Annotated in this window: 17 protein-coding genes; 12 read left to right on the top strand and 5 right to left on the bottom strand. The window is 71.7% G+C overall.

Going from position 1 to position 23398, the window contains the following annotated elements; translation table 11 throughout:
• Positions 1–37 precede the first annotated feature (37 nt).
• A complete protein-coding gene (locus ABD374_RS07250) occupies positions 38–3139 on the top strand; it encodes a helix-turn-helix transcriptional regulator (protein ID WP_344492524.1) in 3102 nt (1033 codons plus the stop codon).
• A 76-nt stretch (positions 3140–3215) separates the two neighbouring features.
• Here the strand turns inward: ABD374_RS07250 and ABD374_RS07245 are convergent, their stop codons facing one another.
• Both ABD374_RS07245 and ABD374_RS07240 read right to left on the bottom strand, forming a co-directional pair.
• The gene (locus ABD374_RS07245) at positions 3216–4418 is read right to left on the bottom strand and encodes a PQQ-dependent sugar dehydrogenase (RefSeq protein WP_344492522.1); all 1203 of its coding nucleotides are present in this window, start codon (positions 4416–4418) and stop codon (positions 3216–3218) included.
• Positions 4419–4517: 99 nt separating this feature from the next.
• Positions 4518–5510, bottom strand: a complete 993-nt coding sequence (locus ABD374_RS07240) for an aldo/keto reductase (protein ID WP_344492519.1) — start codon at positions 5508–5510, stop codon at positions 4518–4520.
• A 75-nt stretch (positions 5511–5585) separates the two neighbouring features.
• Between ABD374_RS07240 and ABD374_RS07235 the strand changes: the two genes are divergently transcribed.
• From ABD374_RS07235 to serA, 6 genes are all read left to right on the top strand, one after another.
• The gene (locus ABD374_RS07235) at positions 5586–6524 is read left to right on the top strand and encodes a 2-hydroxyacid dehydrogenase (RefSeq protein ID WP_344492516.1); all 939 of its coding nucleotides are present in this window, start codon (positions 5586–5588) and stop codon (positions 6522–6524) included.
• Positions 6525–6850: 326 nt separating this feature from the next.
• Positions 6851–9739 carry a putative bifunctional diguanylate cyclase/phosphodiesterase gene (locus ABD374_RS07230; RefSeq protein ID WP_425577155.1) on the top strand — a complete coding sequence of 963 codons (2889 nt, stop codon included), beginning with the start codon at positions 6851–6853 and terminating at the stop codon, positions 9737–9739.
• Positions 9740–9944: 205 nt separating this feature from the next.
• Positions 9945–11804 carry an acetolactate synthase large subunit gene (locus ABD374_RS07225; RefSeq protein ID WP_344492510.1) on the top strand — a complete coding sequence of 620 codons (1860 nt, stop codon included), beginning with the start codon at positions 9945–9947 and terminating at the stop codon, positions 11802–11804.
• A 26-nt stretch (positions 11805–11830) separates the two neighbouring features.
• Positions 11831–12358, top strand: coding sequence for an acetolactate synthase small subunit (gene ilvN / locus ABD374_RS07220; RefSeq protein WP_344492507.1), 528 nt, complete (start codon positions 11831–11833; stop codon positions 12356–12358).
• Between the two features lie 101 nt (positions 12359–12459).
• Positions 12460–13461, top strand: coding sequence for a ketol-acid reductoisomerase (gene ilvC, locus ABD374_RS07215; RefSeq protein ID WP_344492504.1), 1002 nt, complete (start codon positions 12460–12462; stop codon positions 13459–13461).
• Between the two features lie 271 nt (positions 13462–13732).
• The gene (serA, locus tag ABD374_RS07210) at positions 13733–15325 is read left to right on the top strand and encodes a phosphoglycerate dehydrogenase (protein WP_344492501.1); all 1593 of its coding nucleotides are present in this window, start codon (positions 13733–13735) and stop codon (positions 15323–15325) included.
• Between the two features lie 76 nt (positions 15326–15401).
• On the opposite strand, the gene ABD374_RS07205 is transcribed toward serA, so the two are convergent.
• Complete coding sequence (locus ABD374_RS07205; RefSeq protein ID WP_344492498.1) at positions 15402–15881, bottom strand: hypothetical protein; 480 nt, start codon at positions 15879–15881, stop codon at positions 15402–15404.
• Positions 15878–17023, bottom strand: a complete 1146-nt coding sequence (locus tag ABD374_RS07200; RefSeq protein ID WP_344492495.1) for a PucR family transcriptional regulator — start codon at positions 17021–17023, stop codon at positions 15878–15880. Before ABD374_RS07200 ends, ABD374_RS07205 begins: the two co-directional genes overlap by 4 nt.
• A gap of 174 nt (positions 17024–17197) precedes the next feature.
• On the opposite strand from ABD374_RS07200, the gene ABD374_RS07195 reads away from it, so the two are divergent.
• Together ABD374_RS07195 and pruA are read left to right on the top strand one after the other, a co-directional pair.
• Positions 17198–18178: a proline dehydrogenase family protein gene (locus ABD374_RS07195; RefSeq protein WP_344492492.1), complete on the top strand. Its 981-nt coding sequence runs from the start codon at positions 17198–17200 to the stop codon at positions 18176–18178.
• A 68-nt stretch (positions 18179–18246) separates the two neighbouring features.
• The gene (gene pruA, locus ABD374_RS07190) at positions 18247–19878 is read left to right on the top strand and encodes an L-glutamate gamma-semialdehyde dehydrogenase (protein WP_344492490.1); all 1632 of its coding nucleotides are present in this window, start codon (positions 18247–18249) and stop codon (positions 19876–19878) included.
• A 97-nt stretch (positions 19879–19975) separates the two neighbouring features.
• Here the strand turns inward: pruA and ABD374_RS07185 are convergent, their stop codons facing one another.
• The gene (locus ABD374_RS07185; protein ID WP_344492487.1) at positions 19976–20815 is read right to left on the bottom strand and encodes a DUF1206 domain-containing protein; all 840 of its coding nucleotides are present in this window, start codon (positions 20813–20815) and stop codon (positions 19976–19978) included.
• Positions 20816–21009: 194 nt separating this feature from the next.
• On the opposite strand from ABD374_RS07185, the gene ABD374_RS07180 reads away from it, so the two are divergent.
• The 3 genes from ABD374_RS07180 (at position 21010) to ABD374_RS07170 (ending at position 23250) form a co-directional block, all read left to right on the top strand.
• Complete coding sequence (locus ABD374_RS07180; protein ID WP_344492484.1) at positions 21010–22065, top strand: S1 family peptidase; 1056 nt, start codon at positions 21010–21012, stop codon at positions 22063–22065.
• Positions 22066–22276: 211 nt separating this feature from the next.
• Positions 22277–22849 (top strand): GNAT family N-acetyltransferase, encoded by a 573-nt coding sequence (locus ABD374_RS07175; RefSeq protein WP_344492483.1) that lies wholly within the window; start codon positions 22277–22279, stop codon positions 22847–22849.
• Between the two features lie 275 nt (positions 22850–23124).
• Positions 23125–23250, top strand: a complete 126-nt coding sequence (locus ABD374_RS07170; RefSeq protein ID WP_093798864.1) for a hypothetical protein — start codon at positions 23125–23127, stop codon at positions 23248–23250.
• The last annotated feature ends 148 nt before the right edge of the window (positions 23251–23398 follow it).

The raw sequence follows: 23398 nt of genomic DNA, 5'->3' as shown, positions 1-23398 counted from the left end.
TGCGGTAATGGGTCCCGCGTTGTCGGACCCCTGTGCGATGCTCAGCGATGTGGAAACCAGGTCTGTCAGCCCGGTGTTCGTCGGCCGCGCCGGCGAACTGGCCCAGCTCACCGATGCGCTCGCCCGCGCCACCGCGGGCGAGCCGCAGGCGCTGCTCGTGGGCGGTGAGGCCGGGGTGGGCAAGACCCGCCTCGTCGAGGAGTTCTTCGCGGCGGCCTGCCGGCAGGCCGCCGTCGTCGCGGTGGGCGGCTGCGTCGAGATCGGCGCCGACGGGCTGCCCTTCGCGCCGTTCTCCACCGCGCTGCGCACCCTGCGGCGCAGGCTCCCCGACGAGGTCGCCGCAGCGGCCGCGGGCCAGGAGGACGAACTGGCCAGGCTCCTGCCCGAACTGGGCGAGACCTCCCGCGACCAGCACAGCGAAGACGGCATGGCGCGCCTCTTCGAGCTGACCGTCCGCCTCCTGGAGCGCATCACCGCGGACCGTACGGTCGTCCTCGCCCTGGAGGACCTGCACTGGGCCGACACCTCCACCCGCCACCTCCTCGCCTACCTCTTCCGCACGCTGCGGCGCGGGCGCCTTGTCGTCATCGGCACCTACCGCGCGGACGACATCCACCGCCGCCACCCCCTGCGGCCCCTCCTCGCCGAACTCGACCGGCTGCGCACCGTCCGGCGCATCGAGCTGGCCCGCTTCAACCGCTCGGAAGTGCACCGCCAGTTGACCGGCATCCTCGCCACCGAGCCGGAAGCGGCCCTGGTCGAAGAGGTGTTCACGCGCTCCGACGGCAACGCGTTCTTCGTCGAGGAACTGGCCTGCTGCATCGGGACCGGCTGCACCACGGGCCTGAGCGACTCCCTGCGCGACGTCCTGCTCGTACGGGTCGAAGCGCTGCCCGAGGACGCCCAGAAGGTCGCCAGGACCGTCGCCGAGGGCGGTTCCACCGTCGAGTACCGGCTGCTGCTCGCCGTCGCCCGGCTCCCCGAGGACGATCTGATCGAGGCGCTGAGGGCCGCCGTGGGCGCCAACCTGCTCCTCGCGACCCCGGACGGCGACGGCTACCGCTTCCGGCACTCCCTGGTGCGCGAGGCGCTCAGCGACGACCTGCTGCCCGGCGAGCGCTCCCGGCTCAACCGGCGGTACGCCGAAGCGCTGGAGGCCGACCCCACGCTCGTACCGGCCGACGAGTGCGCCACGCGTCTCGCCAGCTACTGGTATGCCGCGCACGACGCGGCCAAGGCGCTCCCCGCCGTGCTGAAGGCTTCCGTCGAGGCGCGCCACCGCCACGCCTACGCCGAGCAACTGCGCCTCCTGGAGCGCGCCATGGAGCTGTGGGACGACGCCCCCGCCGACGTCCGCGCCGTGCTGCGCCCCGTCGACTACGCCGGGGTCTACCCGCCCTGCGGCTGCGACCCCGCGACCACGCCCCTGCGCTACCTCGACCTCATGGCGGAAGCCACCGTCGCCGGCCGGTTCGGCGGTGAGCGCGAACGGGCGCTCAAGATCGCGAAGAAGGCGCTGCGGATCCTGGAGGGCGAGGACGAGCCCCTGCGCGAAGCCTGGTTCTGGGTCCAGCGCGCCAGGATGGTGTCGAGCCTCGCGCGGGGCGACGGCTGGTCCGAGCTGGCCACCGCGCGCGACCTCGTGCGCGGGCTGCCGCCGTCCGCCGTCCACGCGGAGGTGCTGGCCCAGGTGGCGGGCTGGGGCATGCTCCACGAGCCCGGTCCGGAGACTCTGGTCGCCGCCGAACAGGCCGTGGAGTACGCGCGCATGGTCGGTGCCAGGGACACCGAACTCACCGCGCGGACCACGCTGGGCGGCCTGATGGTCGACTCGGGCGACGTCGAAGGCGGCCTCGCCGTGCTGTACGCCGTCAAGGAACAGACGGTCGGGCAGGGCCTGGCCAGCGTGGCGGGCCGCGTCTACGTCAACCTCCCCTCCCATCTGGAGTCAGTGGGACGCTCCCGGGAGGCGGTCGCCGTCGCGGAGGAAGGGCTCGCCTTCTCCCGTCAGTACGGCCTCGCGGACAGCGAAGCCTGGGTCCGCGGGAATCTCGCCGAGTCGCTCGCCTCCCTCGGGCGCTGGAGCGAGGCGGTCGAGCACGCCGTGGGCATCGAGCGCGCCTCCCTGCCCAGCACCAAGCCCCGCGGCGCCGCCGCCTGGATACGGGCCGACGTGGCGCGGGCCCGCGGCGAACTGACCGAGGCCGACGAGCAGTCGGCGGCCGCCCGCGCGTACTTCGGCAGCCACGACCCGATGCCCCAGCACGACCTTCCGCTGCACATGGTCGAGCTGACCATCGCCGCCGCCCGCGGCCACGTCCTGGAGGTCCGCGCGAAACTGGCGCAGACCGTCTCGGCGGGCTTCCCGCTCGGCACGCACCGTTACGCCTGGTTCCTGCTGGCCGAAGCCGCCGCCGCCGAAGCGGACGCACGCGGCCTCCCGGCGGCGGAGGCGGGCCGGGCCGAGGCCCTGGAGCTGATCCGCGCCGGAGCGAAGCGGCTGGCCACACCGGCGCCGCTCTGGCACGCGTACGCGCACTGGGTCCGCGCCGAGCTGCGCCGGGCCGAGGGCCGCGCCTCCCCCGACGACTGGGCCGGTGTCGTCACCGCGTTCGAGCCCCTGGAGCGCCCGTACGACCTGGCGCGCGTTCGCCTGCGCTGGGCGGAGTCCCTGCTCGCGGCCTCCGCCACGGGCGGCGGCGACACCGGGACCGGTGCGGTGAGCCTCCGTGAACTGAACGCCGGCGAACGCGAGCGGGCCGCCGAGCTGCTCCGGCTGGTCCGGGCCGCGGCGGAGCACCTGGGCGCCCGTCCGCTCGGTGGGAGCGCCGCGCTGCTCGCCCAGCGTGCCCGCCTCTCGCTGACCCGGGCCCCCGAAGCCCCGGCGCTGACCGCGAGCCCGGCCGAGTCGCTGGGCCTGACCCCCCGTGAACAGGACGTACTGCGCCTGGTCGCGGCCGGCCGCAGCAACCGGCAGATCGCCGAGGAGCTCTACATCTCACCCAAGACGGCGAGCGTCCACGTCTCCAACATCCTGGCCAAACTGGGCGTCTCGGGCCGGGGCGAGGCCGCCGCGATGGCCCACCGCCTGCGGCTCTTCACCGACGTACCGGAGCGGGCCGAGGCAGCGGCCGGATGACGGGCGCCGGTGACGGGTGCTGGATGCCGAGTGTGCTCACGGCGGCCGGGCCGACCGGTTCCGCTCCTTCCAGGGGTTACTCCACCTCCAGGTCCAGGATCCGGTCGTCGCCCGGTTCCGGTGTGCCCCGGGTGTCCGTCTCACTCGTGACCAGCCACAGCTTGTCGTCGCCGGCCGCCACCACCGTGCGCAGCCGGCCGTACTTCTCCTCCAGGAACGGCTGAGGGCCGGCCACCGGCTCCGTACCGTCCAGCGGAATCCGCCACAGCCGCTCGCCGCGCAGGCCCGCCATCCAGACCGAGCCCGCGGCATACGCGATACCGCTCGGCGACGCCTCGGCCGTCCTCCACTGCGCGACCGGGTCGACGAATCCCTCCTTGCCGCTCCTGCCCTCGGCCTCCGGCCAGCCGTAGTTCCGGCCCGGCCGGATCTGATTGAGCTCGTCCCAGGTGTTCTGGCCGAACTCGGCGGCCCACAGCCGTTTCTCGCTGTCCCAGGCCAGGCCCTGCACATTGCGGTGCCCGTAGGAGTAGACGACCGAGTCCGCCTCCGGATTGCCGTGCACCGGATCACCGTCCGGGGTCATCCGCAGGATCTTGCCGCCCAGCGACTTCTTGTCCTGCGCCAGTCCCGTGTCACCCGTCTCGCCCGTCCCGGCGTAGAGCATCTTGTCCGGACCGAAGGCGATCCGTCCGCCGTTGTGGACCGTGCCCTTCGGGATGCCTCTGAGGATGGTGTCCGGGGCGCCCAGCTGCTGCCCGGCGGGTTTCTTCTCGTCGTACGCCAGGCGGGCGATGCGGTTGTCGGACGCGGTGGTGAAGTACGCGTAGACCATGTGGTCCGAGGCGAAGGACGGTGAGACGGCCAGGCCCATGAGCCCGCCCTCCCCCTCCGGCGCGACCCCCGCCACCGAGCCGACCTCCGTCTTCTTGCCGCTCTCGCCGTCGATCCGCGTGATGGTCCCCTCGTCGCGCGAGGAGACCAGCAGGTCGCCGTCCGGCAGCGGGGCGAGTCCCCAGGGCGACTCGAGGTCCTCGGCGAGGGTGCTCACCACCTTGACCGACCCCTTGGCGGGCGGCGGCTCGGCGCGGGATCCGGAGCCGGGACCGGCCGCGTCGCCCGACGGCGAAGCGGACCCGCCGCCCGGGGCCCCGGAAGCCGGGGCGGAACTCCTCCGGCCGTCCGGCGCGTTCTCCTCCGGGCCGGAACACCCCGCCGCGAGCAGGAGAACAGAGGCAGCCACTACAGCTGTCACAGCAGGACGTTGCACGGTACGCATCCCTTCGACGGCCGGCAGTCGTCACCGGCGGCGGCTCCCACTCTTCATACACCGCTGCCGCCCCGCAGGTTCCGTACCCGGTCGGGCCGGCCGGCCGGGTCAGTCCCACGACCCCCGCGCCGACGGCAGCCCCGCTATCTCCTCGAGATCCTCCGCCGTGAGCCGCAGCGCCGCAGCCCTCGCGTTCTGTACCGCCCACCGCTCCCGCTTGGTCCCCGGCACCGGCACCACATGGCGCCCGCACGCCAGCACCCACGCCAGCGCCACCTGCGCCGGAGTCGCGCCGTGCCGCCCGGCGACCCGCCGCAGGCCCGCCACCACCGGCTGGTTCGCCGCCATCATCTCGGCGGTGAACCGCGGATGCCTGGCCCGTACGTCGTCCGGCTCGAAGCCCTGCCCCGGCTTGAGCGTCCCCGTCAGGAAGCCGTTGCCCAGCGGCATGGCGGCCAGGAGACCGACGCCCCGCGCCTCGCACCACGGCAGCAGCGACGCCAGCGCCTCCGGCGACCACACCGAGAGTTCGGCCTCCACCGCGCTCACCGGGAAGACCTGCTGCACGCGCTCCAGCTGACGAATCGTTTCGTCGTGCATCCGTGCCCCGGAACGCCGCGACGCCCGCGCCCCCACCGCGCACACCCCCAGCGCCCGCACCTTCCCCGCCCCGACCAGGTCCGCCATCGCGCCCCAGGTCTCCTCGACCGGCACCTCCGGATCCGGCCGGTGCAACTGGTAGAGGTCGATCACATCGGTCTGCAGCCGCCGCAGAGAGGCGTCGCACGCCCGCCGCACGTACCCCGGCCGACCATTGGCGACGATGTGCTGATCACCGACGAGCAGCCCGCACTTGGTCGAGACGAAGGCATCGGCGCGCCGCTCCCTGAGCACCCGCCCCAGCAGCAGCTCATTGGTGAACGGCCCGTACATGTCGGCCGTGTCGAGCAGGCTCGTCCCCTGGTCGAGCGCCGCGTGCACGGTACGGAGCGACCGGTCCCCGCGCTGCTGCGAACCGGTGTAGGCCCAGCTCATCGGCATGCATCCGAGTCCGATCGCGCCCACTTCGAGCGCTGCCGCACCGATTGTCCTGCGCTCCAACTCCCCGTACCCCTCCCTCTGCCGCTCCCAAAACTAACCTCTGTGCCTCCCGGTCCTTCGCATAGCCTCCTGACCATGACTTCAGACGTGTGGCTCCCCGTTCCCGCCGCCGAGATCGAAGGGCTCCCCGAGGGCTTCGCCTACCGCTTCTGGGACGGCGGCCAGGACTTTCCCGCCGACCCCGCCGACTGCGCCTTCTACGTCGTCCCCTACATGAAGGGGCCCGAGATCGCGGTGCGCCCGCTCGCCGCGATGACGTCCCTGCGCGCCGTCCAGACCCTCTCCGCGGGCATAGACCACGTCCAGCCCGGCCTCGGGGACCTGCACGCGGGCGTGCACCTGTGCAACGCCCGCGGTGTCCACGAGGCCAGCACCGCCGAGCTCACCCTCGCCCTGGTCCTCGCCTCGCTGCGCGGAATCCCCGGTTTCGTGCACGGCCAGGACAAGGAGGAGTGGCGGGCCGGCTTCTACCCCGCGCTCGCCGACAAGTCCGTTCTCATCGTCGGTTACGGGTCCATCGGCGCCGCCATCGAGGACCGGCTCACACCTTTCGAGTGTGCGCGGGTGGCGCGCGTCGCGCGCTCCGCCCGTACAACGGAGCGCGGTCCCGTGCACCCGCTGGCCGACCTCCCCGGCCTGCTGCCCGGGGCGGACGTCGTGATCCTCTCCACCCCCCTCACCGAGGAGACCCAGGGACTCGTGAACGCCGGCTTCCTGTCCCGCATGAAGGACGGAGCGCTGCTCGTGAACGTCGCCCGGGGCCCCGTCGTCGACACCAAGGCCCTCCTCGCCGAGCTCGAATCGGGCCGGCTGCGCGCCGCCCTCGACGTCACCGACCCCGAGCCCCTTCCCGCAGGCCATCCCCTCTGGCACGCGCCCGGCGTCCTCATCAGCCCCCATGTCGGCGGCAGCACCTCGGCGTTCATGCCCCGCGCCAGACGCCTGATGGCCGATCAACTGACCCGCTTCGCCGGCGGCGAACCGCTGCGCAACATCGTCCTCACCACTCGCTGACAGCGGCTCACGAACGCGTTCCGAAGTCACCCGGACGCACCGCGTGCCACCCACTCCACTGATCGTCACGGAGCGTAGAGAACCTATGTCCCTGAGTGACGAGACTGGTGTATCGTCCGGACCAAGGGGCGGCGCCGCGCGATGTCACGGCGCTGGGGAGCGACCGGACTGTGAGGGGGGCGACGGGCGATGCACGGCGAATGGACCACCGATCCGACGCGGCAGGACCACCGACGACAACCCTCCTGCGATCCGGCGGACAGGCGCGGCCCGCAGATGCTTCCCCCACCTCCGGCCCCCGGGGCGCCGCGCGTCAGGGTGGCCCGGTGAGCGCCCCCGGGACGCTCGCCGCCCGATACCAGGGGTTCGGCGGCGGAGCGGGTCTGCTCTGCCGGCTCGCGCTCGCCCTCGTCTGCGGGGCCTACGCCATCGGCGCGGCCCTCGGCTGGGGGTCCGCCCGGGCCGCGCTCATCATGGGCGACTTCGGGCTCGCCGTCGCCGCCCTGATCGCCGCGGTCTCCTGCTTCCTCTACGCGCGCACGCACGAGAGCCGCTTCCGGCCCGCCTGGCTGCTGTTCGCGGTCTCCTCCGCGATGGCGGCGTGCGGGAACGCCGTCTGGGGCTGGTACGAAGTGGTGCTGGGCCGTGAGGTCCCCTCGCCCTCCGCCGCCGACTTCTTCTTCCTCTGCTTCGGCCCGCCCGCCATCGTCGGCCTGCTCGTCCTGGCCAAACGCCCCGTCACCCGGGCCGGCTGGGTGTGCCTCGCGCTCGACTCCTGGCTCATCGGCGGTTCGCTGCTGACGCTCTCCTGGAGCCTGGCTCTCGCGCACACCGCGCATTTCCAGGCCGAGAGCGTGGCGCACGCCGCCCTCTCCCTCGCCTATCCGCTGCTCGACATCGTGCTGGTCAGCATGGTGCTCGCGCTGCACTTCCGGCGCTCCAGCGCCAACCGCGCGGCGATCAACACCGCGATAGCCGCCCTCGCCATGACCGTGCTGTGCGACGCGCTGTTCACCTCGCCCCTGCTGCGCGAGAACTACCGCTCGGGCCAGCTCCTGGACGCCGGCTGGTTCGCCGGCTCGCTGCTCCTCGCCTACGCGCCCTGGGGCGCGCGCCGCGCGGCGCGGTGGGGGCAGGGCGTTCCGTACCACCGGAGCACGCGCAGTCCGGGCAGCCGCCCCATCAGCGGCTCACTGGCCGCCCTCACGCCGTACCTCGCCGCCGCCGTCTGCACCCTGGGCATTCTCTACAACGTTGTCGACGGCCGCCGCGTGGACCGTGTGGTGATCTTCACCGGCTGTACGGTCGTGCTCGCCCTCGTCGTACGCCAGGGCATCATGCTCGTCGACAACATCTCCCTCACCCAGGAGCTGGCGCAGAAGGAGAACCACTTCCGCTCGCTGGTGCAGGGATCGAGCGATGTGATCATGATCGCCGCGCCCACCGGGGTGCTGCGTTACGTCAGTCCGGCCGCCTCCGGCGTCTACGGACGCGAGGCCGAGGAACTCATCGGATCCGAGCTCGCCTCCCTCATCCACCCGGAGGACCTGGGCGGAGTCGTCCATGAGGTACGCCGTTTCCTGGCCGCGTCCCCCGCCCAGGAGCCGACCACCCGCATCGAATGCCGTTTCCGGTCGGGCACGGGGGAGTGGCTCAATGTCGAGTCCACCGTCAACCGGCACCAGGGCGGCCTGATCTTCAACAGCCGGGACGTGACCGAAAGAGTCCGCCTCCAGGCCCAGCTCCAGCACAACGCGGAACACGATCCGCTCACCGACCTGCCCAACCGCGCCCTGTTCACCGCACGCGTCCGCCAGGCGCTCGGCGGCCGCCGCGCCTGCGATCCCGGCACCGCCGTGCTCTACATCGACCTCGACGGCTTCAAGGGGGTGAACGACCGCCTCGGCCACCAGGCCGGCGACGAGCTGCTGATCCAGGCGGCCCGCCGCCTCCAGGAATCCGTGCGGTCGGGGGACACCGCGGCCCGGCTCGGCGGGGACGAGTTCGCCGCCCTCATCCTCGGTGAGGGGAACAGGGACCAGGCCGCCCGCGAATGCCAGGTCCACGAGATCGCCGAGCGGTTGCGCCTCACGCTCTCGCAGCCGTACCGGATCGACGGCAACGAGGTGCGCGTCGCCGCGTCCATCGGTATCGCCTTCGCCGAGGCCGGTGTCACCCACACCGACCTCATGCGCAACGCCGACCTCGCCATGTACCGGGCGAAGGCCGGCGGCAAGGACCGGGTCGAGCTGTACGCGCCGCAGATGCAGGCCGAGGTGGTCCGCAGGACCGAACTGGCCACCCGGCTGCGCACCGCGCTCCACGACGGCGAGTTCGCGCTGCTCCACCAGCCGGTGGTGAGCCTCACCACCGGCCGGGTGGCCTCCGTCGCCGCCCAGGCCCGCTGGCGGTCCACGCAGGGCATCCTCTTCACGCCCGCCGAGTTCCTCAGAGTGGCCGACACCGGTGAGGCCCAGGAGGGCGCCCGCACCGCCGAGCTCGGCCGGTGGCTCCTCGAAGAGGCGGTCGAGCAGGCGGCGGAGCGCAACCGGGCGGGCCACGAGGTCCCCGTGTCGGTCCGGCTCTCGGCCCGCAGGCTGGTGGACAAGTCCCTGCCGCTCGACTCCATCGAGGCCCTCCTCACCCGGCACGGCCTGCCCTCGGGCTCGCTGATCATCGAGCTGGCCGACAGTGACCCGCGGATCTCCTTCGAGGAGCTGGAGCGGCGCCTGGTGGCGCTGCGCAGGCTCGGGGTGCGGATCGCGCTGGACGGTTTCGGCAGCGGGTACGCGGCCATCAACGCGCTGCGCCGGCTCCCCATCGACGTACTGAAACTGGACCGCGGTCTGGTCGAGGGGGTCGTGGAGTCGGCGCGGCTGCACAAGATCACCAGCGGGCTGCTGCGGATCGCCTGCGACCTCGGGATGCAGTCCGTGGCGGACGGCGTGGACGTGCCGGAACAGGTCCTCGCCCTGCGCGCCATGGGATGCACGCACGGGCAGGGGATGGCCTTCTCCGGGCCGCTCGACGAGTACCGGCTGCGGCGGGCGCTCGTGCGCGCGGAGTTCCCCGTGCCGAGCGAGGAGGCGCTGCCCGTCCTCGCGGGCGGGCCGGGGGGATCACTTCCCGTACGTCATGCGGGCGCGAACAGAAGGGAAACGATCACACGTCCTCCAATGCGCTCAAATAGTGAGACGCCCGTCCCACCTACTTGACAGGCACCGGGCGCCGGAGGGAGGGTCAGTGTCATGCGCACCCGAATTCTCGTACTTGGAAAGCGCGTCGGCTGAAGCAGAGCACGCACACGCAGCTCTGCAGACCGCACCGGCGCGCTCCCCTCGCTTGCCTCACGGCACGGGGGGTTTTTTGTTGCACTGGCACTCCCCAAACCCTCGCAAAACCCTCAGCTTCGAGAAGAGAATGCCGATGACCGAGCAGGCCTCCGGGGCCCACCATCCGCAGCCGCGGCCCCGCAACGGCGGAAACCACGCCACCGCTGTCGAGCACGTGACGGGCGCCCAGTCGCTCATCCGCTCTCTCGAGGAAGTGGGCGCCGACACGGTATTCGGCATTCCCGGCGGCGCCATCCTGCCGGCGTACGACCCGCTGATGGACTCCACGAAGGTCCGCCACGTCCTGGTCCGCCACGAGCAGGGCGCGGGCCACGCGGCGACCGGTTACGCGCAGGCCACCGGCAAGGTCGGCGTGTGCATGGCCACTTCGGGGCCCGGCGCCACGAACCTGGTCACACCGATCGCCGACGCCCACATGGACTCCGTCCCCATGGTCGCGATCACCGGCCAGGTGGCCTCCAAGGCGATCGGCACGGACGCCTTCCAGGAGGCGGACATCGTCGGCATCACGATGCCGATCACCAAGCACAACTTCCTGGTCACCAAGGCCGAGGACATCCCGCGCACCATCGCCGAGGCCTTCCACATCGCCTCGACGGGCCGCCCGGGCCCGGTCCTGGTCGACATCGCCAAGGACGCCCTCCAGGCGAAGACCACGTTCAGCTGGCCGCCCGGCCAGGACCTGCCCGGCTACCGCCCGGTCACCAAGCCGCACGCCAAGCAGATCCGCGAGGCCGCCAAGCTGATCGTCCAGGCCAAGCGGCCCGTGCTGTACGTCGGCGGCGGTGTCATGAAGGCGAACGCCACCGCGGAGCTGAAGGTCCTCGCCGAGCTCACCGGCGCCCCCGTCACCACCACCCTGATGGCGCTGGGCTCCTTCCCCGACAGCCACCCGCTGCACGTGGGAATGCCGGGCATGCACGGAGCGGTCACCGCCGTCACCGCGCTGCAGCGGGCCGACCTGATCGTCGCCCTCGGAGCCCGCTTCGACGACCGTGTCACCGGCAAGCTGGACAGCTTCGCCCCGTACGCCAAGATCGTCCACGCCGACATCGACCCGGCCGAGATCGGCAAGAACCGGGCCGCGGACGTGCCGATCGTCGGTGACGCCCGCGAGGTCATCGCCGACCTCGTCCAGGCCGTCCAGGCCGAGCACACCGAGGGCCACACCGGCGACTACGAAGCCTGGTGGCACGATCTCAACCGCTGGCGGGACACCTACCCGCTCGGCTACGACCTGCCGGAGAACGGCCAGCTCTCCCCGCAGCAGGTCATCCAGCGCATCGGCCAGCTCGCCCCCGAGGGGACGATCTACGCCGCGGGCGTCGGCCAGCACCAGATGTGGGCCTCGCACTTCATCCAGTACGAGCAGCCCGCCACCTGGCTCAACTCCGGCGGCGCGGGCACGATGGGGTACGCCGTCCCGGCCGCCATGGGCGCCAAGGCCGGCATGCCGGAGCGTACGGTCTGGGCCATCGACGGCGACGGCTGCTTCCAGATGACCAACCAGGAACTCACCACCTGCGCGCTCAACAACATCCCGATCAAGGTCGCGATCATCAACAACGGCGCGCTCGGGATGGTCCGCCAGTGGCAGACCCTCTTCTACAACCAGCGCTACTCCAACACCGTGCTGCACAGCGGCCCGGACGCCGACGGCAGGCAGCCCAGCGCCGGCACCCGCGTCCCGGACTTCGTGAAGCTGTCCGAGGCCATGGGCTGCCACGCGATCCGCTGTGAGGACCCGGCCGATCTCGACAAGGTGATCGCCGAGGCCAATGCCGTCAACGACCGTCCGGTCGTGGTCGACTTCATCGTGCACGAGGACGCCATGGTGTGGCCGATGGTGGCCGCAGGCACCTCCAACGACGAGGTCATGGCCGCCCGCGGGGTCCGCCCCGACTTCGGCGACAACGAAGACGACTGAGCAGACGAGAGAGAGACCCAACGCCCATGTCCAAGCACACCCTCTCCGTCCTGGTCGAGAACAAGCCGGGCGTCCTCGCCCGGATCACGGCCCTGTTCTCCCGCCGCGGGTTCAACATCGACTCCCTCGCGGTCGGCACCACCGAGCACCCCGAGATCTCGCGCATCACCATCGTGGTGAACGTGATCGAGGCCCTGCCGCTGGAGCAGGTGACGAAGCAGCTGAACAAGCTCGTCAACGTACTGAAGATCGTCGAACTCGAGCCCGGCGCCGCGGTCCAGCGCGAGCTCGTCCTCGTGAAGGTGCGGGCCGACAACGAGACCCGCTCGCAGATCGTCGAGATCGTCCAGCTGTTCCGTGCCAAGACCGTCGACGTCTCACCCGAGGCCGTGACGATCGAGGCGACGGGCGGCGCCGACAAGCTCGAAGCGATGCTCAAGATGCTGGAGCAGTTCGGCATCAAGGAGCTCGTCCAGTCCGGCACGATCGCCATAGGGCGCGGCTCCCGGTCGATCACCGACCGCAGCCTGCGGGCCCTCGACCGCTCGGCCTGATCCCGTTCCGGTCCCGCTGTTCGTATGGCGAGACCCCAAATCCTTCATTCCGCACCCCGCCGTACGGTGGGACGCACCACCAGCACACAAGGAGAATCCCAGTGGCCGAGCTGTTCTACGACGACGATGCCGACCTGTCCATCATCCAGGGCCGCAAGGTCGCGGTGATCGGTTACGGCAGCCAGGGCCACGCCCACGCGCTGTCGCTCCGTGACTCGGGTGTCGACGTCCGCGTCGGTCTGCACGAGGGCTCCAAGTCCAAGGCGAAGGCCGAGGAGCAGGGCCTGCGCGTGGTCACGCCGGCCGAGGCCGCGGCCGAGGCCGACGTCATCATGATCCTGATCCCGGACCCGATCCAGGCCCAGGTCTACGAGGAGTCCGTCAAGGACAACCTGAAGGACGGCGACGCGCTGTTCTTCGCCCACGGCTTCAACGTCCGCTTCGGCTTCATCAAGGCCCCGGCCGGCGTCGACGTCGCGCTCGTCGCCCCCAAGGGCCCGGGCCACCTGGTCCGCCGTCAGTACGAGGAAGGCCGCGGCGTTCCGGCGATCGCCGCCGTCGAGCAGGACGCCACCGGCAACGCCTTCGCGCTGGCCCTCTCGTACGCCAAGGCCATCGGCGGCACCCGCGCGGGCGTCATCAAGACGACCTTCACCGAGGAGACCGAGACCGACCTGTTCGGTGAGCAGGCCGTGCTCTGCGGCGGTGCGTCGGCGCTCGTCAAGGCGGGCTTCGAGACCCTGGTCGAGGCCGGCTACCAGCCGGAGATCGCGTACTTCGAGTGCCTGCACGAGCTGAAGCTCATCGTGGACCTCATGTACGAGGGCGGCCTGGAGAAGATGCGCTGGTCGGTCTCCGAGACCGCCGAGTGGGGCGACTACATCACCGGCCCCCGCGTCATCACCGACCAGACCAAGGCCGAGATGAAGAAGGTCCTCGCCGAGATCCAGGACGGCACGTTCGCCAAGAACTGGATGGACGAGTACCACGGCGGGCTGAAGAAGTACAACGAGTACAAGACGCAGGACTCCGAGCACCTGCTGGAGACCACCGGCAAGGAGCTCCGCAAGCTCATGAGCTGGGTCGACAACGACGAGGCGTAAGTCTCCGGCACGAAGGGCCGCGGCGCATCGCCGCGGCCCTTCGCGCGCAACTGGACAGAACGTCCAGCCACGGACGGGTGATCCTTCCGCCGAGGCGGAAGACCAGCCGTCCGGCGCCACTAGACTGCTTCATACATACACGCGTCAGGCCCACAGCGTCGTGCGTCTTCCACGCGGCTAGCCCCTCCACCGCCTGCGGCCGTCGGGACGGCCGTCCTCCCCGTAGCTTTGAGAGCACGGGCGGGGCCCCCATGGACCAGTGAGGACTCACGTGAGCTCGAAACCTGTCGTACTCATCGCTGAAGAGCTGTCGCCGGCCACAGTCGACGCCCTGGGCCCGGACTTCGAGATCCGGCACTGCAACGGCGCCGACCGGGCAGAGCTCCTGCCGGCCATCGCCGACGTGGACGCGATTCTCGTCCGCTCCGCCACCAAGGTCGACGCCGAGGCCATCGCCGCGGCGAAGAAGCTCCGTGTCGTCGCCCGCGCCGGCGTCGGCCTCGACAACGTCGACGTCTCCGCCGCCACCAAGGCCGGCGTGATGGTCGTCAACGCGCCGACGTCGAACATCGTCACCGCCGCCGAGCTCGCCTGCGGTCTGCTCGTCGCCACCGCGCGCAACATCCCGCAGGCCAACACCGCCCTGAAGAACGGCGAGTGGAAGCGCTCCAAGTACACGGGCGTCGAGCTGAGCGAGAAGACCCTGGGCGTCGTCGGCCTCGGCCGCATCGGTGTCCTGGTCGCGCAGCGCATGTCGGCCTTCGGCATGAAGATCGTCGCGTACGACCCCTACGTGCAGCCCGCGCGCGCCGCCCAGATGGGCGTCAAGCTGCTCTCGCTCGACGAGCTGCTCGCGGTGTCGGACTTCATCACCGTCCACCTCCCCAAGACCCCCGAGACGCTCGGCCTCATCGGCGACGAAGCGCTCCACAAGGTCAAGCCCGAGGTCCGCATCGTCAACGCCGCCCGCGGCGGCATCGTCGACGAGGCCGCGCTGTACTCCGCCCTCAAGGAGGGCCGGGTCGCCGGTGCGGGTCTCGACGTGTACGCGAAGGAGCCCTGCACCGACTCCCCGCTGTTCGAGCTCGACCAGGTCGTCTGCACGCCGCACCTCGGCGCCTCCACCGACGAGGCCCAGGAGAAGGCGGGCATCGCGGTCGCCAAGTCCGTGCGCCTCGCGCTCGCCGGTGAGCTCGTGCCGGACGCGGTCAACGTCCAGGGCGGTGTCATCGCCGAGGACGTACGCCCCGGCCTGCCGCTCGCCGAGAAGCTCGGTCGGATGTTCACCGCGCTCGCGGGCGAGGTCGCGGTGCGCCTCGACGTCGAGGTGTACGGCGAGATCACCCAGCACGACGTGAAGGTGCTCGAACTGTCCGCCCTGAAGGGCGTGTTCGAGGACGTCGTCGACGAGACGGTGAGTTACGTCAACGCGCCGCTCTTCGCGCAGGAGCGCGGTGTCGAGGTGCGTCTCACGACGAGCTCGGAGTCCCCGGACCACCGCAACGTCGTCACCGTGCGCGGCACGCTCTCCGGCGGGGAGGAGGTCTCGGTCTCCGGCACGCTGGCCGGGCCCAAGCACCTCCAGAAGATCGTCGCCGTCGGTGAGCACGACATCGACCTGACGCTGGCCGACCACATGGTCGTCCTGCGCTACCAGGACCGCCCGGGCGTCGTCGGCACGCTCGGCCGCATCCTCGGCGAGGCCGGGCTCAACATCGCGGGCATGCAGGTCTCGCGCGCGGACCAGGGCGGCGAGGCACTGGCCGTCCTCTCCGTGGACGACACCGTTCCGCAGGCCGTTCTCACCGAGATCGCCGAGGAGATCGGCGCGGCCTCGGCCCGCTTCGTGAACCTGGCCGACTGACCCGGCTGCGCTTTCCCGTACCCGGTACGCGGACCCACGCCTCGCGCGGTGTTCCGGGTGCCGGGTACGGGCGTTTTCAGCGCAGCGGCCCGCGCTCGTCGACGTAGCGGGTGGGGGTGCCGAGGAAGACGTCCGGGGAGCACGGCCCGTACGCCACGTTGAAAGTGTCCAGCCAGTACGTCCAGCCGCGGATCCCGAGCGCGCTGCTGAAGCGGTGGTTGAGCTGCCACCGGACCCATTCGCCGGGCGCGAGCCCTGCTCCGGGGGGTCTGCGCGGCCGGGGCGGAGCGGTGAACAGGGGCCCGAGGCGCGGCTGGACGACCAGCCGGCCGTCGGTCTGCCGCAGGCGGAGGTTGGCGCTGCGGAGGTCGTCGACCCGGTCCCGTGGAGTGAAAGCGTCCTCCTCGCGCATCTCGACGCGGTGCGCGAACGGCCTGTCGGCCTCGGGCAGCCGGAAGCCGGCCGGTGCCGCGTTGCGGACGGCGGCAGGAGGGCCGCCCCGCGACTTCTTCGTCCACACGGTGTGCACCCACTGCACCGTGACCTCGTGGTTCACAGCCGGGCCGCCTTGAGGGACATGTGCAGCAGCAGCCGGTCCTCGCCGTCGTGGAGGTCGAGCCCGGTGAGCTGTTCCACGCGTGACAGGCGGTAGTAGAGCGTCTGGCGGTGGATGCTCAGTGTGCTCGCGGTGCGGCCCGCCTGGCCGGCGCAGTCCAGGAACACTTCGGCCGTACGGGCGAGTTCGGCGTGCGCGGGTTCCAGCAACGGGCGTACGGCAGGGTCGACGGGATGGCCGGGTCCGCTGTCGGGGAGTGCGGCCAGCAGGCGGTACGGGCCGATCTCCGACCACTGCGCGACCGGACCGAGACGGGGTCGCGCCAGGGCCGCCCGGGCCGCGGCCGAGGCTTCCCGCCAGGCTCCGGGCAGCTCGTCCGGCGCGTGTACGGGATTGCCGATGCCGACGACCGGGCCCGCCGCGGCGAGCAGGCCGCCGGCCGCCAGGTGCGCGGGGGAGAGGTCGGACCGGGTACGGATCCTGATCAGGGCGGCGAGGCGCGGGCCGGCCGGACCGGGCACCGGGAGCAGACAGAGGGCGGCCGCGCCCGGGACCGTGCGCACCCCCGGAACGGGCTGAGCCCAGGGGGCGGCGCACAGCAGGGCGTACGGGCCGCCGCCGCCCAGCGCCTCGCCCAGTGAGGCCCGCGCGGAGGCCCGGCTCTCGGCGGACTCCGGGGCGAGCAGGGTCAGCAGGTACGGGCCGAGGTCGGCGCGGGCGCGGGCCTCGTCCGCCAGGAGCGCCCCGATCCGGGCGCAGGCCGCCATCGCCGGGGCCGGCACGGGCGCCGGGGGACCGTCGCTCCCGGCGAGCAGCCACACGTAACCGTGGACCGTCCCCCGGTGCCGTACGGGAAGGCAGAGCCGGCCGCGCAGCACCCCGGCGGCGGGGTCGGCGGGGATGTGCACCGGGCTTTCCGCGGTGGCGATGCCGAACTTCTCGAACCAGGCGCGCACCTCGGCCGTCGAGCGGCGGGTGAGGATCGAGCGCGTACGGACCGGGTCCAGGGTCGTTTCGTCGAAACCGCTGCCGCTGTCGTGGGCGCCGAACGCGATCAGCCGGAAATCGCGGTCCTCCAGCGTCGCGGGGGCGCCGAGCAGCGCCGAGATCTCGTCGACCAGGTCCTGGTAATCGCCTTTCACGCTTCTCATTCTCGCACCCCCTCAGACATTTGTATGAGGTACGGGCCGAGGATGCGTGACAGCTGTCGATGGTTCACGATGCGAGCGATCCATAGATTTCACGGTGGTTGTCCGTGCCGTGCGGGTCTTTCCCGGCCACGGCCCCTTCGAAAGTCTTTTCCGTGGAGGTGCCCCGTGCTGGGTCCCGTGATCCTCGCCGCTTCGCGCAGCGACAAAATGCGCCGTTTCGTGTCGGCGGCTCCGGGGACCAGGCAGGTCGTCGGCCGGTTCATCGCCGGCGAGACGGTCGAGCAGGTCGTTCCGATCGTCCAGGACGCCGCCGGCAAGGGGCTGGAAGTCACCCTGGACGTCGTGGGCGAGGACATCACCACACGCGAGCAGGCCCTTGCCGCCCGCGACGCGTACCTGGAGCTGATCGAGCACCTCAAGGGTCTGGGGCTGGGCGAGCGGGCCGAGATGTCCGTGAAGCTGTCGATGTTCGGCCAGTCCCTCCCGTCGCGCGCCACCACCCTCGACGGAGGGCCCTCCGGGCCCGCCCACGCGTTCCCGGCCGGCCATGAGCTGGCGCTCGCCAACGTCCGCCCGGTCGTCGAGGCCGCCGCCGCGATCGGCACCACGGTCACGCTGGACGCCGAGGACCACACCACCCTCGACTCGATGTTCGCCATCCACGAGGAGCTGCGGAAGGACTTCCCGCAGACCGGCTGCGTGATCCAGGCCTACCTGTTCCGCACCGAGGACGACGCGCGCCGCCTCGCCGCGAACGGCAGCCGCGTCCGTATCGTGAAGGGTGCCTACAAGGAGCCCGCCACCGTCGCGTTCCAGGACAGGGCCGAGATCGACAAGGCGTACGTCCGGATCCTGAAGATCCTCATGGCGGGCGACGGGTACCCGATGATCGGGTCGCACGACCCGCGGCTGATCGCCGTCAGCCAGGAGCTCGCGCGGCGCGCGGGGCGCAAACTGGATGAGTACGAGTTCCAGATGCTGTACGGGATCCGCAGCGAGGAGCACGTGCGGCTCGCGGCGGAGGGCCACCGGATGCGTGTGTACACCGCGTACGGCACCGACTGGTACGGCTACTTCATGCGGCGCCTCGCGGAGAAGCCGGCCAACCTGCTGTTCTTCGTCCGCTCGATGATCACCAAGAACTGACCCGAGACCGACCCAGGCTGACCCAAGGGCCGAGCCCTTCCACCCCTCACAAAGGAGTCAAGGACCTCATGGACGCTGTGACCCAGGTCCCCGCCCCGGTCAACGAGCCGGTGCACACCTACGCCCCGGGTTCGCCGGAGCGCGCGCGCCTCGAGGCCAAGCTCAAGGAGCTGGCCGAGAACCCCGTCGACCTCCCGATGACGATCAACGGTGAGAAGCGGATGGGCGGCGGCGAGCGTTTCGACGTCGTGCAGCCGCACAACCACAAGGCCGTCCTCGGCACCGCCGCCCACGCCACGCGGCAGGACGCCGAGGACGCGATCGACGCCGCGCTGGCCGCCGCTCCGGCGTGGCGCGCGATGTCCTTCGACGACCGCGCCGCGATCATCCTGCGCGCCGCCGAGCTGCTGGCGGGCCCGTGGCGCGAGACGCTCGCCGCCTCGACCATGCTCGGCCAGTCGAAGACCGCCCAGCAGGCCGAGATCGACACCCCGTGCGAGCTCGTCGACTTCTGGCGCTTCAACGTCGCGTACGCCCGTGACCTGCTCGCCGAGCAGCCGCCGGCGAACGCCCCGGGTGTGTGGAACCGGCTGGACCACCGTCCGCTGGAGGGCTTCGTCTACGCGATCACGCCCTTCAACTTCACGGCCATCGCGGGCAACCTGCCGACCGCTCCCGCCCTGATGGGCAACGTCGTGGTCTGGAAGCCGTCCCCGACGCAGACGCACGCCGCCGTGCTGCTGATGCGGCTGCTGGAGGAGGCCGGTCTGCCCAGGGGCGTCATCAACCTGGTCACCGGTGACGGCATCGAGGTCTCCGAGGTCGCCCTCAACCACCGAGACCTGGCCGGCATCCACTTCACCGGCTCGACCAAGACCTTCCAGTACCTCTGGAAGACGGTCGGCAACAACATCGAGAAGTACCGCACGTACCCGCGCCTCGTCGGCGAGACGGGCGGCAAGGACTTCGTCGTCGCGCACCCGAGCGCCGACCGCGCCGTGCTGAAGACCGCGCTGACCCGCGGCTCCTTCGAGTTCCAGGGCCAGAAGTGCTCCGCGTCCTCGCGTGCGTACGTCCCGGCCTCGATCTGGAACGACGGCTTCGAGGAGGAGTTCGCGGCCGAGGTCGACGCCATCACGATGGGCGACGTCACCGACCTGTCGAACTTCATCGGCGCCGTCATCGACGAGCGGTCGTTCGCCAAGAACAAGGCGGCGATCGACCGCGCCGCCGCCGACCCGACGTGCACGATCGTCGCGGGCGGTACGTACGACGACTCGGTCGGCTACTTCGTCCGCCCGACGGTCATCGTCTGCACGGACCCGGAGAACGAGGTCTTCACGACCGAGTACTTCGGTCCGATCCTGGCGGTCCACGTCTACGAGGACGAGAAGTACGACGCCATGCTGGAGCAGATGGAGTCGGCCTCCGACTATGCGCTGACCGGTTCGGTCATCTCCGGTGACCGCGCGGCCGCCGCGTACACGATGGACAAGCTGCGCTACGCCGCGGGCAACTTCTACATCAACGACAAGTCGACCGGCGCCGTCGTCGGCCAGCAGCCCTTCGGCGGCGGCCGCGCGTCCGGCACCAACGACAAGGCGGGCGCGCCCCAGAACCTCCAGCGCTGGACCCTGACCCGGGCCATCAAGGAGACCCTGGTCCCGCCGACCGACTACACCTACCCGCACCAGGGCTGACCGCCCCGGCGCGCGGCCCCGGCCGCCCGCCCCGCGAGCCCCCGCCCCCGTCCCGGCCCCCACACCGGACGGGGGCGGCTTCGTGCGGAGCCGGGTGTCAGATCTTGCGCCAGCGGGCCATCGCGAAGGAGAAGACGCCGAACAGGGCCAGGCCCACGGCTATCAGGGCCAGCAGCCACGGCCCCGCCGGGGTGCCGGCGAAGGAGCGGAGGGTGTCGTCGATGCCCTTGGCCTTGTCGGGTTCGTAGTCGACCGCCGCCTTGACCGCGAAGCCGCCGAGCACGGCGAAGACCGCGCCCCGCGCGATGCCGCCCGCCACACCGGCGACGTCCACGGCCTGGCGGGTGCGGCCCCGCAGCTCGCCCATCTTCAGGTGCTTGTGGTACTTGCGCAGGGCGGCGCGGACCGCGATCCACACCCCCGTGACCGCGATGGCCAGGCCGCCGACGCCCACGATCCACTGGCCGGCCGGGAGTTCCATGGCCCTGGCGGTGACGTCCTCCGACTGCTGGTCGCTCGATCCGCTGCCGCTGCCCCGGGAGCCCGCCGCGAACGACAGCACGGTGTACGCCACGAAGCCGTAGAAGAAGAAACGCGCCAGGGACAGCAGGCGCTTGCGGGGCTTGTGGCCGTCGGGCCCCGCCGCGCCGAAGAGGGCTTCGGAGAGCCGCCACAGCGCCATGCCGACCAGCCCGATGCCCAGCGCCCAGAGCAGGAAGGAGCCCAGCGGCCGGCCGGCCACCTCGGAGAGCGCGCCCCCGCGGTCGGCCTCCTGCGTGCCCTGGCCGAACGCGATCCGGAGCGCCAGTACGCCGACCAGTACGTAGAGCACCCCGCGCGCCGTGAATCCCCAGCGCGCGGCGGCCTCCAGGGCCGAACTGTCCGACGCGCGGCGGGCCGTACGCCTGCCGCGACGGGTGAGTGCCCATGCGCTCATGACTTCGCCTCCCTCATCGCAGTGCGTGTGCCCCGAAGGGGGCGGCGAAACCGGTGGGGGTGCGTGCGGGCGTCCCCGGGTGGTGACCGGCGTCCGCCGGGCGGTGACGCGGTCTTGCGGATTGGCAATGAGCATGTCAAATTCCTCAACGGTGTTTCCGTTCCCCACGGAGACCTGACCGAGGAGATCCCCCCATGAGACGCACCCTCCGTGCGCGCACAGCCCTGACCGCCTTAATGGCCGCCGGCGCCCTCGGCCTCGGCGCGGCCCCGGCAGGCGCCGGGTCCGCCGCCGAAGCCACCGCGGGCCCGGCGACGTACGCCCTGGACTCCGAGCTCTCCCAGCGGCTCGGCGACGACACCGCGGGCAGCTACATCGACCGCCGTACCGGTGAACTCACCGTCACCGTCACCAGCGACCGCGCCGCCGAGCAGGTCCGCGCGGCCGGTGCCGTGGCGAAGCGCGTGGAGCGAAGCGCCGCACGACTGGAGGCGGCCATGGCCGCCCTGGAGACCGGAGCGAAGATCACCGGTACGTCGTGGGGCATCGACCCCCGGACCAACCAGGTCAGCGTCGAGGCCGACCGGTCCGTGTCCGCGCGGGAGATGGTCCGGCTGAAGAAGGTCGCGGACGCGCAGGACGGTGCCGTGCGGGTGTCGCGCGTACCGGGGACCTTCAAGCGCGAGGTGCTGGGCGGCGACGCGATCTACGGCGGCGGCTCGCGCTGCTCGGCCGCCTTCAACGTCTCCAAGGGCACCACGCGTTACTTCGTGACCGCGGGCCACTGCACCAACATCACCGCCGGCTGGTCGGCGGCCTCCGGCGGTCCGGTGATCGGCGTCCGTGAGGGCACCAGTTTCCCGACCAACGACTACGGCATCGTGCGGTACACGGACGGCTCGGCTCCGGCGGGCGACGTCAACCTCTACAACGGCAGTCGCCAGGACATCACGTCCGCCGCGAACGCCGTCGTGGGCCAGGCCCTCAGGAAGAGCGGCTCCACCACCAAGGTGACCAGCGGCACCGTCACCGCCGTCAACGTCACCGTCAACTACGGCGACGGCCCCGTCTACGGCATGGTCCGCACCACCGCCTGTTCGGCCGGCGGCGACAGCGGCGGCGCGCACTTCGCCGGCGGGGTGGCTCTGGGGATCCACTCGGGGAGCTCCGGCTGTACGGGGACCAGTGGCTCCGCCATTCACCAGCCGGTGAGGGAGGCCCTGTCGGCGTACGGCGTGAACGTGTACTGACGGCGCTCAGGGGGGCGGGCCCCGCGGGGCCCGCCCCCCACCCCGGCGGCGTACACCGTGAAGGGGATGCCGTCCAGGGCTGGTGGCGGACGCCCGAGAGGAAGGCACGCCAAGGGGTCGACTCTTCTGCGCGGGGCCCGTACGACACGGCGCGCGTACTCGGAAGGGAACCGAGTACCCGGTACGGGCGGGACCTGCGAGAGTGCGGTGCATGGTTGAGCCGATGTCCACCGCCCGGACGCGTCCCGTCCGGGTCCGTACCGCCCACACCGCCGATCTCGCGCCCGCCACGCTCCACGCGGTCCGCGCCCTCCTGGACGCCGCTTTCGAGGGCGACTTCGGCGAGGACGACTGGGACCACACCGTCGGCGGTGTGCACGCCTTCGTCCACGACGAGCACGGCCTCGCCGCCCACGGCAGCGTCGTCCAGCGCCGGGTCCTGCACCGCGGCCGCTCCCTGCGGACCGGTTACGTCGAAGGGGTGGCGGTGCGGGCCGACCGCCGCAGGCAGGGGCTGGGGGACGCGGTGATGGGGACGCTGGAGGGGGTGATCGACCGGGCGTACGTACTCGGCGCGCTCGGCGCGTCCGACGACGGCGCGGCGCTGTACGCGGCGCGCGGGTGGCAGGTGTGGTCCGGCCGGATCGCCGCGCTGGGTCCGGACGGCGTCGTACCGCTGCCGGAGGAGGAGGGCTCGCTCCATGTGCGGCCGGCGGCCGGGGCCGGGCTCCCCGACCCCTCCGGCGCGCTGTTCTTCGACTGGCGCGACGGCGACCTGCTGTAGGGCGCCGGGGGCCGGCTTCACAGGCTCCGGGCCGGGACCGGCGAGGTGCCGGGCTCGGAGCGTTGCCGCCATGATCGCGTCTCAGATAGTAGGAAGTCCGAGTAATCGTGGAGACAGACAGTCCGGTCTCGCTTAGCTTGGAGGAAGCCGAACGTCTCGCTCCATCAGCGAACGGCGGTCGCGAGCCCGTGCCCCATGCAGGTAACCCCTGCGGCATCTGCTCCCCGCCCATTCCGGCGCCCTGAAATCATTCTGATCTCAAGGAGTCGATCACCATGGCCGAGACCGTCCACCGCGTCCGCCACACCCCCCGCTCGAACGAGACCGACCGCAAGCAGGCCGCCGCCGCCCTCCAGCGCGCCCTCGACCGCCGCGACAACGGCGGCGCCACCGGCCACTGAGCCACCGGCGCGCGCCGCGGGCGACCTGGCCCAGCGGCCGCGCCGGATCTCGGAGCAGTCGACGCGCTCGCCCGGTGCGGCGAGCGCGGAGACCTTCCGCTTCGGGGGCGTACCGGTCCCGCCTCCGCTGTGCCCGGGCCCGGGCACA

This window comes from Streptomyces enissocaesilis (assembly GCF_039533765.1).
Classification (GTDB): Bacteria; Actinomycetota; Actinomycetes; order Streptomycetales; family Streptomycetaceae; genus Streptomyces; species Streptomyces enissocaesilis.
Note: the sequence above shows the minus strand (reverse complement) of the source record. Positions and strands in the feature narration are given on the sequence as shown.

Coding starts and splice junctions, on each gene's coding strand:
- ABD374_RS07245 (WP_344492522.1), bottom strand. CDS start 4,418: ATGCGTACCGTGCAACGTCCTGCTGTGACAGCTGTAGTGGCTGCCTCT.
- ABD374_RS07235 (WP_344492516.1), top strand. CDS start 5,586: ATGACTTCAGACGTGTGGCTCCCCGTTCCCGCCGCCGAGATCGAAGGG.
- ilvN (WP_344492507.1), top strand. CDS start 11,831: ATGTCCAAGCACACCCTCTCCGTCCTGGTCGAGAACAAGCCGGGCGTC.
- ABD374_RS07225 (WP_344492510.1), top strand. CDS start 9,945: ATGCCGATGACCGAGCAGGCCTCCGGGGCCCACCATCCGCAGCCGCGG.
- ABD374_RS07170 (WP_093798864.1), top strand. CDS start 23,125: ATGGCCGAGACCGTCCACCGCGTCCGCCACACCCCCCGCTCGAACGAG.
- ABD374_RS07185 (WP_344492487.1), bottom strand. CDS start 20,815: ATGAGCGCATGGGCACTCACCCGTCGCGGCAGGCGTACGGCCCGCCGC.
- ABD374_RS07175 (WP_344492483.1), top strand. CDS start 22,277: ATGGTTGAGCCGATGTCCACCGCCCGGACGCGTCCCGTCCGGGTCCGT.
- ABD374_RS07180 (WP_344492484.1), top strand. CDS start 21,010: ATGAGACGCACCCTCCGTGCGCGCACAGCCCTGACCGCCTTAATGGCC.
- pruA (WP_344492490.1), top strand. CDS start 18,247: ATGGACGCTGTGACCCAGGTCCCCGCCCCGGTCAACGAGCCGGTGCAC.
- ABD374_RS07250 (WP_344492524.1), top strand. CDS start 38: ATGCTCAGCGATGTGGAAACCAGGTCTGTCAGCCCGGTGTTCGTCGGC.